General features: G+C 72.3%; 14 protein-coding genes and 2 pseudogenes. 8 read left to right on the forward strand and 8 right to left on the reverse strand.

All coding sequences use genetic code 11. The features are described 5' to 3' along the window. Window positions 1-160 precede the first annotated feature (160 nt). Window positions 161-1,246: a hypothetical protein gene (locus ACH4FX_RS36210; RefSeq protein WP_398485715.1), complete on the reverse strand. Its 1,086-nt coding sequence runs from the start codon at window positions 1,244-1,246 to the stop codon at window positions 161-163. A gap of 514 nt (window positions 1,247-1,760) precedes the next feature. Here ACH4FX_RS36210 and ACH4FX_RS36215 point away from each other — a divergent pair. Further along, complete coding sequence (locus ACH4FX_RS36215) at window positions 1,761-1,907, forward strand: hypothetical protein (RefSeq protein ID WP_398485716.1); 147 nt, start codon at window positions 1,761-1,763, stop codon at window positions 1,905-1,907. Between the two features lie 74 nt (window positions 1,908-1,981). Here ACH4FX_RS36215 and ACH4FX_RS36220 read toward each other — a convergent pair whose 3' ends face one another. The 3 genes from ACH4FX_RS36220 to ACH4FX_RS36230 all read right to left on the reverse strand — a co-directional run bounded on the left by ACH4FX_RS36220 (window position 1,982) and on the right by ACH4FX_RS36230 (window position 3,933). Beyond that, a complete protein-coding gene (locus tag ACH4FX_RS36220) occupies window positions 1,982-2,701 on the reverse strand; it encodes a GAF and ANTAR domain-containing protein (protein ID WP_398485717.1) in 720 nt (239 codons plus the stop codon). A gap of 164 nt (window positions 2,702-2,865) precedes the next feature. Then, window positions 2,866-3,261, reverse strand: a complete 396-nt coding sequence (locus ACH4FX_RS36225) for a DUF2267 domain-containing protein (protein ID WP_398485718.1) — start codon at window positions 3,259-3,261, stop codon at window positions 2,866-2,868. A gap of 228 nt (window positions 3,262-3,489) precedes the next feature. Beyond that, the gene (locus ACH4FX_RS36230; RefSeq protein ID WP_398485719.1) at window positions 3,490-3,933 is read right to left on the reverse strand and encodes an Hsp20/alpha crystallin family protein; all 444 of its coding nucleotides are present in this window, start codon (window positions 3,931-3,933) and stop codon (window positions 3,490-3,492) included. Between the two features lie 141 nt (window positions 3,934-4,074). Here ACH4FX_RS36230 and ACH4FX_RS36235 point away from each other — a divergent pair, with 141 nt between their 5' ends. Continuing rightward, a complete protein-coding gene (locus ACH4FX_RS36235; RefSeq protein WP_398485720.1) occupies window positions 4,075-4,752 on the forward strand; it encodes a type III effector protein in 678 nt (225 codons plus the stop codon). Window positions 4,753-5,281: 529 nt separating this feature from the next. Beyond that, a complete protein-coding gene (locus ACH4FX_RS36240) occupies window positions 5,282-6,007 on the forward strand; it encodes an ANTAR domain-containing protein (RefSeq protein WP_398485721.1) in 726 nt (241 codons plus the stop codon). 52 nt (window positions 6,008-6,059) lie between these two features. Here ACH4FX_RS36240 and ACH4FX_RS36245 read toward each other — a convergent pair whose 3' ends face one another. Further along, window positions 6,060-6,572: a hypothetical protein gene (locus tag ACH4FX_RS36245; protein WP_398485722.1), complete on the reverse strand. Its 513-nt coding sequence runs from the start codon at window positions 6,570-6,572 to the stop codon at window positions 6,060-6,062. Window positions 6,573-6,756: 184 nt separating this feature from the next. Between ACH4FX_RS36245 and ACH4FX_RS36250 the strand changes: the two genes are divergently transcribed. After that, complete coding sequence (locus tag ACH4FX_RS36250; protein ID WP_398485723.1) at window positions 6,757-7,515, forward strand: ANTAR domain-containing protein; 759 nt, start codon at window positions 6,757-6,759, stop codon at window positions 7,513-7,515. A 499-nt stretch (window positions 7,516-8,014) separates the two neighbouring features. Here the strand turns inward: ACH4FX_RS36250 and ACH4FX_RS36255 are convergent, their stop codons facing one another. Further along, entirely contained in the window at window positions 8,015-8,281 is a 267-nt protein-coding gene (locus tag ACH4FX_RS36255) for a nuclear transport factor 2 family protein (RefSeq protein WP_398485724.1), read from the reverse strand. Between the two features lie 243 nt (window positions 8,282-8,524). Beyond that, window positions 8,525-9,481, reverse strand: coding sequence for an NAD(P)-dependent alcohol dehydrogenase (locus tag ACH4FX_RS36260; RefSeq protein WP_398485725.1), 957 nt, complete (start codon window positions 9,479-9,481; stop codon window positions 8,525-8,527). 114 nt (window positions 9,482-9,595) lie between these two features. On the opposite strand from ACH4FX_RS36260, the pseudogene ACH4FX_RS36265 reads away from it, so the two are divergent. Next, a pseudogene (locus ACH4FX_RS36265) lies at window positions 9,596-10,249 on the forward strand (TetR/AcrR family transcriptional regulator); the annotation flags it as partial. Here ACH4FX_RS36265 and ACH4FX_RS36270 read toward each other — a convergent pair. Next, entirely contained in the window at window positions 10,186-11,499 is a 1,314-nt protein-coding gene (locus tag ACH4FX_RS36270; RefSeq protein WP_398485726.1) for an MFS transporter, read from the reverse strand. The pseudogene ACH4FX_RS36265 and the gene ACH4FX_RS36270 overlap by 64 nt on opposite strands. Before the next feature lie 125 nt (window positions 11,500-11,624). Here ACH4FX_RS36270 and ACH4FX_RS36275 point away from each other — a divergent pair, with 125 nt between their 5' ends. From ACH4FX_RS36275 to ACH4FX_RS36285, 3 genes and pseudogenes are all read left to right on the forward strand, one after another. Continuing rightward, window positions 11,625-12,077 carry a winged helix-turn-helix transcriptional regulator gene (locus ACH4FX_RS36275; protein WP_398485727.1) on the forward strand — a complete coding sequence of 151 codons (453 nt, stop codon included), beginning with the start codon at window positions 11,625-11,627 and terminating at the stop codon, window positions 12,075-12,077. 419 nt (window positions 12,078-12,496) lie between these two features. Then, window positions 12,497-13,153 (forward strand): LuxR C-terminal-related transcriptional regulator, encoded by a 657-nt coding sequence (locus ACH4FX_RS36280; RefSeq protein ID WP_398485728.1) that lies wholly within the window; start codon window positions 12,497-12,499, stop codon window positions 13,151-13,153. 163 nt (window positions 13,154-13,316) lie between these two features. Further along, window positions 13,317-14,046: pseudogene (locus ACH4FX_RS36285) on the forward strand (DUF4255 domain-containing protein).

A 14,046-nucleotide genomic window follows, 5' to 3' on the forward strand; every position in this document is an offset into this window, starting at 1 on the left:
GCGGGGCATGGTTCCTGCCCCGCCGTGGGTCGGTACTCAGCCCAGGAGCGTGCCCAGGTAGTTGCGGTTCTTCTGCACCTTGATCTTCTTCATGGAAGTCACCTCCTGTTTGTTTTGTTTTCTTGCGTGCACCCCGCCGGGTCGGGCGGCACGTTCTCCGCTACGAGACGGGAACGACCCGCTCCACGGTGGGGCGGTCCGGGTGGCCGATCACCGCGACGCCCTTGCTGGTCAGCACGCGGGTGCCGGGCACGATGATGTCCAGGTGGTATTGGGTGTACGGAGTGAGTCCGAGGCCGAAGTGCAGGCAGCCTTCCGTACCGCCGTACACCTCGTTCATGGCGTGGTTCCCGGGCAGGATGTCGTGTGAGACGTTCAGGGCGTGGCCGATCTCCCACACGATCCGGTAGCGGGAGTCCATCGCGAACATCTGCTCCAGCATGGCCACCGCCGGCGCCGCTCCGGCGTCCAGCGCCTCCAGCCGCGTGATCCTGCCGTCCTCGACGACGGCCTTGATCGCGTTGTCGCGCATCGTCCAGAGCCGGGAGTGGATGCGGGCCTGGTCGGTGCGGGAGAAGGAGGGCGTGCCGTTGTGCAGGATCGGGTACCCGCGCAGCGTGATCTCGCCCTCCAGCGGCAGCTTCAGGGCCTCGTCGAACTCCCTGATCTCGACCGGCAGCACGCTGATCTCACCGGACGGGACGATCTGCTGGTCGCCCCAGTCCAGCGGTCCGGCCTGCTGGTTCCAGACCAGGCCGTCGCGCAGGTGGTCGAGGGTGGCGCGGGTGCCGTGCGCCGGGTCCGCGTACACCAGGTGGTCGGAGTCCTCGGCCAGTTCGAAGAACGTGTCGCAGAACGCGGCCTGGTCGGCCGCCGAGGTCCGCTCCATCACCCCGAGGAAGTGCCGGATCTCGTCCAGGCCGGTGGGCGTCGAGTTGCACGCCATACCCATGATCTTCCGCTGCCCCACCAGATCGGGGTCCGGTGACTCGAAGAATCTGTGGGGGGATATCACCAGCACATGCGCGGGTTCCGGGATCTTCTTGTCGAGGAGGTCCGTGAAATCGTCCCCCCGGTCCAGCGTGATGGTGAGGAACTCCCGGTAGGGAGCCGTCTCGGCGACTTCGAACCGATCGACCAGCTCGGAATTCGTGACCAGGCAGAAGCTGCTTCCGGTGGCTTCACCGAACTGGCTGAAACGGCCCGGATCAATGGTTATCTGTGCGGACACGATCACTCCCGTCATGGCCTCTGCGTATTTCCTCGGCGCGCTCATCACTTTGGCCGACGGCGGAGTCGTCCCGCTATAGGACAATGGTCCCTGCACCCGCGCCCGGCCCGTTCGGCGCGGGGACGGAGAGAACTGTCGGCAGCACTTCGAACGCCGCGCGACCGGGGTGACGCGTTCGTACGGCGGACGAGGACCGTACGGACGCCAGGCCAGGCGGTTCCCGCGCCGAGCGCGGACCTCGGCCGCGGGGTCCAAGAGCGCGCCAGTGGCCGGTCGCTCAGGAAGTGGAGGCTCAGCGCGGTCCCGTCGGCGGGGCGCCGCAGCCCAAGATCCAGTGTGCCGCTGCGCAGTTGCCGTTCCTGTTCCTCGGAGTCGATCTGCTCGATCGCCACCGATCCCAGACCGGCGCCGGTCAGCAGCGTCCCGGCCCGGATGAGGACCTCGTCGGTACTCCGCGGCAGGCGCCGAGGCGGACCGGGCGCGGTGTGCCGCGGGCGGCGGTGACGGCGCACTGGAGCGCGTCGAAGGCGTGCCGGACACCTCGCAGCAGCGCCGTGCCGCTGTCGGTCAACTCCATGCCCTGCGGGCGGCGGTGGAAGCCGCCGTGTCCGGCGGCCCCTTCGTCACCAGCGGTGCGGCCACCGCCCACATCACCGAATTCCACCGGACCCGGTAACCGGCGGCTGCCGCCGAAGGCCGCCGTCGGCGTCTACAGGGCGGTGGATGGCCGGTGCGCACCGTTCGGTGCACTCACTCCGGTCGGGTTGCAGGCCGGCTGTGGAGGATGTCCTGGGCCAGGGCGGGCAGCGGGCGGCCGGTGGCGAAAGCCAGGGCACGCAGGCGTGCGAGGGCGTCGGTGACGGAAGTGTCCAGCATGTCGGCCAGCAGGCCGGTGGCCCGGTAGGTGGTGTCCCAGTGGGCGTCCAGGGTGCCGGCGGGCTCCGAAGGCGGCGCCCCGTCGGCGGCGAGGTGGGAGAGGCAGAAGTCGGCGACCAGACCGGCCGCCGCGTCCATGGCCGCGGCGGCGTGGGCCAAGGCCATCGCGTCCAGGCGCAGCGGGGCGAAGCGCAGGCATTGCGCGGTGCCGAAGGTGCGCGTGCCGAGGGTGAGGGGGAAGGCGTACACGGCGGCGACGTGGGCGGCTTCTTCGTGCAGGCGCGGGGCGAAGAAGGGGTAGGGCATCGGCTGCGTGCGCAGGTCGGGGTAGAGCACCGGCCGGCCGGTGGCTGCCGCGTCGGGCCCGGGGCCTTCACCGGTTTCGAACTGCACCTCTTCCAGGCGCAGTGCCGCTGGCCCGCAGGCCCCCAGCAGCTGCCGGCAGGCCGGGCCGGTGGACGACAGGCACAAGGACACCTCGTCCACCGGCAGGCCGCGGCACAGCGCCAGGCACACTCGCTGGGGAAGCCGGGCCCGGTCACGCCGGCGAGCAGCCGCGTGCACCAGGCGCACCACGTCGAAGCCGGATCCCATGCCCTCTCCACCCCTGCCTCGGCGACATACCCGGTGCGAGTCCCCCGTCTGGTGGCGCCGACACTTTCTCCCGCCTCTTCCGCCGAACCGGCCCGCGCCCGAGCGCCGCCGGCCGGGCCCGGTCTGCCCGGTACCGGCAGCCGCCCGGCCGGGTTCGCCGACCGTCAGGCGGCCGGTACGAGTTCGGCGCGGCCGAAGAGCAGCGCGTAGCCGGAGGGGAGCTGGGCGAGGACACGGGTGAGGAGGTCGGGGCCGATCATGGCGGCGACGGTGGTGAGGACGGCGCCGACGTCCCAGCGGGCGGTGGCCGGGGTGCCGCCGGTGCGGGTGGCGAGGTCCTTCACGAAACCCCAGCCGGTCAGCTGCTCGGCGTCCGGGGCCTCGGCGGTGAGAGCGCGGGCGGCCTCGACGGGCAGCCGGGCGGCCAGCTCGACGCGTTCGTCGCCGGTCACCTGCCGGCCCAGTGCGCCCAGCACGGCGCGGACGACCTCCTCGGCCCGCTCCCGGGTCGGGTAAGCACCCTCGTACCGCACCTTCTCCAGCATCTGGTGGTACGTCATCCCCGGTACCGGCCTGGGCGCAACTGGCTGGTGAGACATGACTCGGAGTGCCGCCTTTCTCGTCGCGGGGTTCGTGTTTTCGCGCCGCGGGGTTTCCGCCCTTCCGCGTCTCTTCCGCGTCGCGGGGTCTGGGTTCAGGGTGTGCCGGTGCGGGGACGGAGCCGCCGGGCGGTCCCCGTGTACGGCGGTCGGACGCCGGCCCGGCACCGATACGGCCGGGCGCCGTGGTCAGTCGCCGGTCCTGCCGGTCTCCGCGCTCCGGGGCCGCCTGCCGACAGCGATCTTGCGGGGTTCGGCGCGCTCGGCGAACGGGACGCGCAGGGTCAGCACACCGTCCTCGTAATCCGCCTCGATGCGCCCGGTGTCGAGCGCGTCGGACAGGACGAGCCGACGGGAGAAGACGCCGAGCGGACGCTCGGAGTGCTCCATCCGCACCTGGTCGGTCTGTCCGGCAGGCCGGCGCTCGGCCGTGACCGTCAGCTCGTTCCGTTCGATGCCGATGTCGATGGCCTCCGGGCGCACCCCGGGGAGGTCGAAGGCGATCATGTAGTCCCCGCCCGCACGCCAGGCGTCGACCGGGATCGGGGACGGCCTCGACCACGTACCCGTGATGCCCGCCCACTGCTGGACGAGACGGTCGAGTTCACTCATCGGGACGGCGCGCACCAACATCGCGGAACACCTCCGGGAACCAGACAGTGGGAACTGCCGATGCGCTTCGGCGAGCACCGTTGTAGCATGTCGTCGGAACGATGACAAACCCCGTGTCGTCAGTGCGACGACACAGTGATGTGACTGCCGCGGGAGATCGACGTGCCCCCAGCCGACCAGCCCACACCGCCCCCGAAGTCCGGCCCGGCTTCCTTCCTCGCGGCCGCGGCGGCTCTGGAAGCCATCGGCGACGCCGTACGCGCCGCCGAGACCGCGGACGCCGGCGCGGACACCGACCCGCATGTGAGCGACCGTTCGGAGCACGCCCTGGCCTCCCTCCTGCTGCTGCGCGAGGTACGCGAACAGCTCGCCGGCTGGGAGGCCGGCCTCATCGAGACGGCACGGGAGGCGGGGGCCAGCTGGGCCGACCTCGCCCGCCCTCTGGGCGTCGCCAGCCGCCAGGCCGCCGAACGCCGTTACCTGCGTCTGCGCCCCGGTGTCGCCGGCACCACCGGCGAACAGCGCGTCCAGGCCACCCGCAACCAGCGTGCCGCCGACCGCACCGTCAACGCCTGGGCCCGCGACCACGCGTCCGAGCTGCGCCGGCTGGCCGGTCAGATCACCGCTCTGACCGACCTCCCCGCAGCGGCCCGCACCCCCGTCGACCGCCTCGACCGCGCGCTCGCCGACAACGACGCCGCCCGCCTCATCGCGCCCCTGGCCGCCACCGGCCCCCACCTGCGAGGCGCACACCCCGAACTGGCCGACCGTATCCACACCCTCACCAGCCACACCGACCGGCTGCGCCACGACGCCCACCATCAACGCCGCACCATGTGAGCCCGGTCCGCGGGCCGGACCGTCAGGCGGGCCCTGCCCGCCTTCTCTGTTGAACCGCCCGAGCGGCAGTTCTAATCTGTTGGCTGGCTCGCCCCGGACCCAGGTCAGCCGCTTCGACCGCTCGCTCCTGCCGTGGCATGCGAGCGGCAGCCCAGATCGCCGGATCCGCAGCCCTTGCAGCGGACGCACGGATCCGGCATGTCCGCCGTCCGTCGCACCGGGGCTCTCCCGTACACCTCGGCTGTGTCGGCGCGGACCCGCCCGGGGCGCGGAGAGGAGCCGCGCCCCGGGACGCGGCGTGCCGCTGTACGCACACGGCCACCGGCAGAAGCCGCCGGCGCCCGCTCGGGTCAACGGCCTTGCCGCGGCAGCGGTACGGGCACGGTCCGGTCCGCCGTCCCCTGCCCGCCCGACGGACACGTGCAGTTGGCCAAGTCCCGGTGCATCCCGCCGCCACTGCGGCAATAATTTCCGTACAGACCGTACTTGCCAACGGGAAGGACAGCAGGCGAGACGCGGGGGGCCGTCCATGGTTGACGTCGACTTCGACGGGTTGCGCCGGGACCTACAGCCCGGGGGTCCCGGTCCCTCGGCCCAGTGGTGCGCCGGCTGCGCGAAGCTGCTGGACGCGGACGGGGCTGCCATTTCCGTGCGCGCCGACGCTGCCGAGCTCGACGTTTCCGAGCTGGTGTGGTTCAGCGACCAGGTCAGCGCGGACCTGGACGATCTCCAGTTCACCTTGGGCGAAGGCCCCGGCCTGGACGCCGTCCGGCGCGGATCGCTGAATCTGATCACCGACACCGGGCGGGCCCCGCACCCCCAGTGGCCGCAGTTCACCGCCGAGGCCCAGGCCATGGGTGTGGGAGCGGTCTTCGCCTTCCCCTTGCAACTGGGGGCCTTGCGGGTGGGGACGCTGACCTGCCATCGGCGCGGCGCCCATGAGCCGGGGCAACAGACGGTCGACGATGCGCTGGCCCTGTGCGACGACCTGACCCTCTTCCTGCTCCGCCGCCCACCGCCGGATACGGCAGACCGCAGCCCCGCGCGCTCGTGCCTGTGGGGGCCGGAAGCGTGGCACCGCGTGGAGGTGCACCAGGCCACCGGCATGCTCAGCGTCCAGCTGGAGGTCACGCTGGCCGCCGCCCTGATGCGGCTGCGCGCCCACGCCTACGCCATCGGCCGCCCGATCACCGATGTCGCCCGCGACATCCTGGCCAGACGGCTGGTCCTCCCCCGCGACCGCGCCCGACCCTGACCAGGGCAACCGCCGAGATCCGTACGCCACCTCGAACACCAGCGCCCACATCTCACCGGATTGGAGGATGCGCACCATGGACCGCGAACGCCTGGTGGCCGAGACCTTCGTGGAACTCGCCGACACGGTCGTCGACGACTTCGGCGTCATCGACTTCCTCCAGCACCTGTGCACCCGCTGCGAACAGCTGCTGGACGTTTCCGCAGCCGCCGTCCTGCTCGCACCGCCCGGCCGGCCCCTGCACCCCGTCGCTCCCTGCACTCCCTCCCCCGCCCTGGCGGGCCTGCTGGACGCCGTCGGCGCAGACGGCCCCACCGCCACCTGTTTCCGGACCACCACCGCCCAGCTCGCCATCGACCTGCACCACGACACGCGCCCCTGGCCGGCGTTCTCTTCCCGGGCCCGGGCGGCCGGTTTCCGCTTCGCCGACGTGCTGCCGCTGCGGCTGCGCCGCCAGAGCCTGGGCTGCCTGCTGCTCCTGCGCACCCAGTCGGCCCCCGCCCCGGATGCCGACGTACGCCTGGCCCAGGTCCTGGCCGACGCCGCCACCATCGGCCTCGTCCACGCCCGGGCTCCCCGGGTGCATCGTCGCCGACACCCGGTACGTGACGACCGTCCCCGGCGGAGCGGGGGGGGGCGCACGGCCAGCGCCGCGCTACGGAAACGAAGCGTAGTGATCTCCGGTCGGGAGACCCGAAGGGACGCAGCCGGGCACGGTGGCCGGCTGCCCAGCTGGAGAGGGGAAGACCGTGTGGGACGCGGAAGGCGAGGAGCTGAGCGAGATGGCGCTGGCGCTGACGGACGCGCCGGCGCGTGGGCTCGACCTGCCGCAGGTGGCGAAGGAACTGGCCGGGCACATCGCGCGTCTGCCGGGGGCGGAGGCGGTCACGGTCCTGGTGCGCGGGCCCGGTGGCACGCTGGTGAGTGCGGCCGCCTCCGGCCCGCACACCGAACGTCTGGAGCAGGCACAGGCCGAGGCGGGCCAGGGGCCGTGCCGTGATGCCGTCAGCAGCGGAGAAGCGCTGGTGAACATCGATCTGGCCCAGCTGCCGGTGCGGGCCCGCTGGCCGCGTATCGCACCCCAGGCGCTGGCCGCGGGTCTGACGGCCGCCACCGCGGTGCCACTGCGCCACCACGGTGGCGCGCTGGGCGCCGTGGGCATCTTCCACCGGTACGGGGCGCTGGCCCGCGAGCAGGTCCGGGCAGCGGAGGTACTGGCGCGTGCGGCCGCCCAGGGCTGGGCCCAGGTCGAAGCCCTGCGGGCCGTACGCAAGCACGCGGACCACCTGAACGAGGCGTTGCAGAGCCGTATCGTCATCGAGCAGGCGAAGGGCATCGTGTCGGAACGCCTGGAATGCCAGGTCGACGAGGCGTTCGAGTCGATGCGCCGCTACGCACGGTCCCGGAGCATGAAGCTGCGCCTGCTGGCCCACACGATCGTCTGGGGTCCGCCGCAGCAGGGCCCTTTCCCCCGCCGGGCCCGCACGAGTGACAGGCCGCGGGTGTGAAGCCGGCCGACGCTCGGAGGGCGGCATCCTGTCGGCGCACAAGAAGCGGTAAACCGCCGTGTCCTGATGACCGGCACACCAAGAAGGACCAGTGTTCGGGGATTCCGCGCGTCAGGCACCGGTGGCCCGGTCATCCTCGCCGATCCGGCCGACCCCCCGGTTGGCCAGGGTACTGGCCGGCCGAGACCACTCACCTTCACGCGCACACGCCGCCGGGCTCCCCACGCCGTAGTGCGGGTCGTCCGCGACCGAGGCGGTGCGGACATCCAGGCCGGGCCGCCAGAACAGCGGCAGCCCTGCGAAGCGGACGATCAGAAGGCGTCGGCGGTCGGAGCGGTCTGTCTCCCCATGACGCACACCGCGGTCCGCACGCGAACGCCGGGCTGGGGATCGGTTCCAGGCCGGTGGGAGCCCGCCCATACGGTGTTCGCCGGCGAGCGAAGTGAAGCGAAGCCCCCCGCCCGCACGGGGTGGGTGACGACCGGCCCGCGAGCAGCCTTCACTGCTGCACCGAGCTCGGGTTCCGGTCCAGTCGTTCGTAGCAGTCGTAGTTGCGCTGGGCACGGATTCTGCCGTCCCGGAATTCGAGGAAGACCGCGATGTGAGCGCGCAGTACATGGCCGGCGGACAGGCCGCCCACCGGAGTGGCGAGCGTCCCGGACCACGTCACCTCCAGCGCCACCTGGTCGTCGGCCGCGATCGCGTTGTGTACGTCGAACTGCTGGTGGCTGAGGAGCGTCCGGCCCTGCTCAGCGCTCTGGAGCACGTCGGGCAGGTTGCGTCGGGGAACAGGAGGTTGGGGAACTCCTGCTGCACCACCTCCTCGTTGAAGAAGCGGGCCAGCTCCTCGCCCACGGCTCCTCGGGCGACCGCCTCGTGGTAGCGGACAGCCGTTTCGACATGGGTGTGCTGCGGAAGCCCCGGCATGAGCAGCAGCCTAGTGGGAGCCACCGGGCCGGAGGCCTGGTATACGCAGTGGTTCACGGGGGCCGCGGTGGAGTTTCTCCGTTCACCCGATCTGGATGACGTGCTTGCCGCGGACGCCGCCGGCTTCCAGGGCCCGGTGGGCGTCGGCGATGCGGTCGAGCGGGTGGACGGTGTCCACGACGGGGACGAGGGCGCCTCGCTCCGCGTAGCGGGTGATCTCGGTCAACAGCTCGGTGTCGGGGTTGCCGCTGAAGAAACGTATGCGCCCAGTGCCGTGGACGGTCGAGGCGAGAATGGCGGCGAGGCCGGCGAGCGGCTTGTCGAAGTCGATGGTGACGGCGACCATGCGCCCGCCGGGTGCCAGCAGGCGGCGGAAGCCGGACTGCTGTGTGCCGACGGTGTCGAGGATGACGTCGAAGCGCCCCAGCGCGGAGCGGGCGGTCGTCCGGTAGTCCCATACTTCGTCGGCGCCCAGGCCGCGGACGAAGTCGAGGTTCCGCGCGCCCGCGAGAGCGACGACGTACGCCCCGAAGAGCTTGCCGATCTGCACCGCGACGCTGCCCACGCCTCCGCTGCCCCCGCGCACCAAGAGCCTCTCACCGGGTTCGAGGGCGGCCTTCTCGCGAAGGGCGGTCACCGCCGTGGTCCCGCCGGCGAGCAGTGACACGGCCTGCACCGGCGTGAGGTTCTCCGGCGCGGGGGCGATCCTGCGGGGGCTTACGGCGACGTACTCGGCCATGCTGCCCGGCTTGCGCCCCAACAGCCCCCACACCCGGTCCCCCGCCCGTACTCCGGTGACCGACGAACCGGCTTCGGCGACCTCCCCGGCGAAGTCGATGCCGCTCGCCTTGGGGAAGGTGCGGCCGGTCACCAGGCGCGTCTTCCCGGCCCGGTCGAGCAGCTCGCCGCCGTTGAGGCTGGCGACGTCCACCCGGACCAGCACCTCCTCCGGCGTGCTGACCGGCCTCGGCCGCCTGCCCACGTACAGGACTTCCGGGGGGCCGTAGCGGTCGAAGAGGGCTGCGCGCATGTCGCTCATTGCTGGTCCTTTGTCATGTTCCGGAGCTGCGGAGGGGCTGGGTACGCCCGCTGGTACGCTCACGCTAGGCCCATAAGTGGATGCCATCGTCCGTTTAGGTTGAAGTGAGAGACATTGCCTGCTCAGCCGTCTCACAAGCCGTCCGACCACGTCGGCGAGGCGCCCGGTGGCGCGGACCCGGCGGACCTGCGCGCCGATGCCCGGCGCAACCGGGAACGCATCCTCGAAGCCGCGCGCGAGGTGTTCGCGGACCGGGGCGTCGACGCCCCCATGAGCGCCGTCGCCCGCCGCGCCGGCGTCGGTGTGGCCACCCTCTACCGCCGTTTCCCCACGCGGGCTTCGCTCGCCGACGCCGCCTTCGCCGAGCAGCTCGGCCTGTGCGCGGCGGCGCTGGACGAGGCCCTCGCCGACCCCGATCCCGGGCACGGCCTGTACGTCCTGCTGGAGAAGGTGTGCACCACACAGGTCACCGACCGGGGTTTCGCCACCGTCTTCATGGACCGGTTCCCCGATTCCCTCGATCACGACCACGAACACCGCTGGGCCGAGGAGAAACTGGTGCGCCTGGTGCAACGCGCCCGTGACGCCGGGCAGTTGCGTGACGACTTCGACCTCGCCGACATCGCCCTGCTGCTCCTGGCCAACAGCGGCCTCGCCGGACAACCGCGCGAAACCGCCCTCGCCGCCTCCCGGCGCCTGCTCGCCTACCTCTTCCAGGCCTTCCAGGCAGAGCGTCCGGGCCCTCTCCCGCCGCCCGCGGCGATGGAGCCGCGCGCCGGGGTGCCCGGGGTGCTGTGCCGGGTGAACGAGGTGAACGCCCACAGCACGAGCCCGAGGCAGCTGAACGCGGCGCCCAGGACGCAGACGGCGCCCCAGCCGGCCACCGCGTAGAGGGAGGTCGCGGCGATGGCGCCGGTGGCGCTGCCGGTCGCGTAGAAGACCATGTACCCGCCGATCAGCCGGCTGCCCGCGGCCGGGTGCAGTGCGTAGATCAGGGTCTGGTTGGTGACATGGACCGCCTGCACGGCGAGGTCGAGGAGGAACACCCCGGCGACCAGGGCCCAGAGCGAACTGCGCGTCAAGGCCAGGGGCAGCCAGGAGACGGCGAGCAGCGCCAGGGCGATGCCGGTGGTCCGCCGGGAGAGACCGCGGTCGTTCAGACGGCCCGCGACGGTCGCGGCCAGGGCGCCGACGACACCGATCAGCCCCAGCGCCCCGATCGCACGGTGAGGCAGGAAGTACGGGGCCTCGCTGAGCGGCAGGGCGACGCTGCTCCACAGGGTGCTGAAGGCCGCGAAGATCAGCAGGCCGAACAGGGCCCGGAGCCGCAGCAGTCGTTCTCGCGCGAACAAGGTGAGGGTGGAGCGCAGGAGTTGGGCGTAGCGCAGGGCCGGCGGCGGGGTGCCGTTATGGCGTGGCAGCGCCCGGTACAGGATCAGGGCGAGCAGCGTGGTGAGCGACGCCGAGGCGAGATAGACCGAGCGCCAGCCCGCGAGGTCGGCCAGGAGGCCGGACGCGGTGCGGGCGAGCAGGATTCCGATGACCACGCCGCTGGTGACCAGTCCGACGACCCGTCCGCGCCCGGCGGGCGGGGCCAGTGAGGCCGCGAAGGCCACCAGCGTCTGTGTGACGACCGCGAGAAGACCCGTCGCGGCCATACCCGTGAGCAGGATCGCCGCCGTGCGGGCGGTGGCCACCACGGCCAGCGCCGCCACCAGGAGCAGTAACTGGGCCACGACGAGCCGCCTGCGGTCGGCCACGTCGCCCAGCGGCACGAGGAAGAAGAGCCCCAGCCCGTACCCGACGTGGGTGAGGGTGACCACGCTGCCGACGAGCGCCGGGCTCATGGCGAGGTCATGACCCATGGTCACCAGCAGCGGCTGGGAGAAGTAGACATTGGCCACCGCGGCCCCGCAGGCGACGGCGAACAGGACGACGAGACCGCGGGACGGGGCGAACGCGGAGCTTGCCCCGCCGTGGGCTTCGGATCGCGTCACGGCCTCACCGTTGCCGGTCATCGGCACTCCTTCACACATCTCATTCACACATCTCAATCGGTTTCAACTTGCCACCAGCGTGAAGGTAGCCTCCGGCGGTAGCATGTTGCAACCGTCGTGCAAGTGAGCGTGAAAGTGAGGGAGCCATGGTGACCAGGACGCGCTTCGACGACAGCGACTGTCCCGTCGCCCGGTCGGTGGACGCGATCGGCGACTGGTGGTCCCTGCTGATCGTGCGGGACGCCTTCGACGGCAGCCGGCGCTTCGGGGAGTTCCAGCGCAGCCTCGGCGTCGCCAAGAACATCCTCACCGCACGCCTGCGCGCCCTGGTCGCCGGCGGTGTCCTGGAATCCGTCCCGGCCTCGGACGGCAGCGCCTACCGCGAGTACGTCCTGACGCCGAAGGGCAAGGCGCTCTTCCCCGTCATCGTGGCGCTGCGGCAGTGGGGCGAACAGCACTTCTTCACCCCCGGCGAATCGCACTCGGAGTTGGTCGACCGCCGGCGGGGAGAGCGCCTGCGCGCACTGGAAGTGCGGTCCGCGGACGGACGGCTGCTGTCCCCCGAGGACACCACCGTCCACAAAGTCCCCGCTCAGTGAGCGGACGGCCCGTTGCTCCGGCTCCCCCGGTCCGCCCGAATGCGGTGCAGCCGGCACGGGCCGGTTTCGGTCACGGCCGTCTCCGCGTCCAGCCCCAGCCCTTCCCCGCCGGCGGACAGGACGCGAGTACGCTCAGGCCGGGAAGCCGCGCGTCCCCCTCGTCGTGGCCCCGCGAAAAGCGGCCCGCCCGCCCGACGCCGGATTACGTAGCGCCCCGGCTACGTAGTTCTCGCCGACGCGGCCCCACCCTTCCCGTCGGCATCGTCGGTACCGCAGTCATTACCGGCTCCGCGCGGATTCGGCGACGCGGTGGGCGTCAACGAGTGCTCACTAGGCGGCCGTTGCACGAGCACGGAACACGTCCCTCCGGCCGATCGCTCCCGCCGGGGACCTGCCAGGGAACAGAACAGGGGAATCTCTTGCTCAGCTCGCAACCGGCCGCCACTGCTTCCGTACCCACCGCGAGCCGGGTGCGGGTCGCGGTCACCGCGTCCGATCCGATCAGCCGCGAAGGTGTCCTCAGCCAGCTGCGCCGCCATCCGGAGGTCGATCTCCGTGAGGACTCCGGTTCCGCCGCCGTGGCCGTGCTCGTGGAGGACGTGCTCGACGAGGCCGCGCTCGCCCGGCTGCGGCGGGCCGTGCGCAGTGAGGGAGCGCGGGTGGTGCTCATCGTGGGAACCATCCGGGAGAACGAACTCCTGGACGTGATCGAGTGCGGCGCGGGAGCCATCGTCTGGCGCCGCGAGGCCACCGCACACCGGCTCGTACAGGCCGTGCTGACCGCGGCCGAGGGCGGCGGGGACCTGCCCGCCGACCTGCTGGGCCGGCTCATCGGCCAGGTGGGGCGCCTGCACCGGGGCGGCACCGACCGGCCGGGGTCCTTCCCGGGCCTCACGTCACGCGAGGTGGACGTCGTACGGCTGGTGGCCGAGGGGCTCGACACCTCGGAGATCGCCACCAAGCTGTCGTACTCCGAACGCACCGTCAAGAACGTCATGCACGGGCTCACCACCCGCCTGCACCTGCGCAACCGCTCGCACGCGGTGGCCTACGCGCTCCGTGAGGGCTACATCTGACCGGCCGGGCAGGTGGGGCGGCCCCTTGAGGCACGAGGGCTGCCCCGCCGCCGTCCCCGGTGTGCGTGCGCACCGGAGGGCGCAGGGGTCACGATCGGCGACAGGGCCGCGGAGCGCCGGCGCCGGAAGCCGGCCGGGGCGGCCCGCAGGTGGGAGCGGGTAAGTGATTCATGAGGTGGACGAGGTCCTCAAGGGCCTCCTCGGCGGCGGGGCCCTGGCCGGATCCGGTATCGAGGTGTCCTTCGAGGTGCCCGCCCGTGACTGGGCGGCCCGGCGCAACGCGCCCGTGGTCAACGCCTACTTGTACGACGTCCAGGAGAACGTGTCCCGGCGGCAGCGCGGACGCACGGCGCTGCGCGACGACCGGGACATCGTCGTCCGCCGCCGTCGCCCGCCGCGCTGGTTCCCGGCTCTCCTATCTGGTGACGGCCTGGACGAAGACACCGCAGGACGAACACCGGCTGCTGTCCGCGGTGCTGGCCACGCTGCTGCCCCACGAACTGCTCGCCGCCGGGGAACTCCCGGAACCGCTCGGGCGCCTCGGCCTGGCACTGCCGGTGGCGGTGGCGGTGGGCGGCAGCAGCCCGTCCGAGGCCCGCCCCCTCGCCGGCATCTGGTCCGCACTGGGCGGCGAGCTCAAGCCCTCCCTGGACGTCGCGGTGGCCGTGCCGTTCCCGGCGTACCCCGATTACGACGCGGGGCCTCCGGTCACGGAAGGCGCGGCGGTCGCAGGTGGCCATCGCCGAGACCGAGCTGTTCGGCCGGTCCGGTGGGGACCGGTCCTGAACCGGCCGGGGGGCGGGCGATGCCCGCGGCACCTGCCGGCCGGCCGCGGGCCGCTCCCCGGAGAGCGGCCCGCGGGGCAGGCGCCGAGGGGGCCGGGGTGGTGCTGA

The organism is Streptomyces sp. NPDC018019 (assembly GCF_044327805.1).
Lineage (GTDB): Bacteria > Actinomycetota > Actinomycetes > Streptomycetales > Streptomycetaceae > Streptomyces.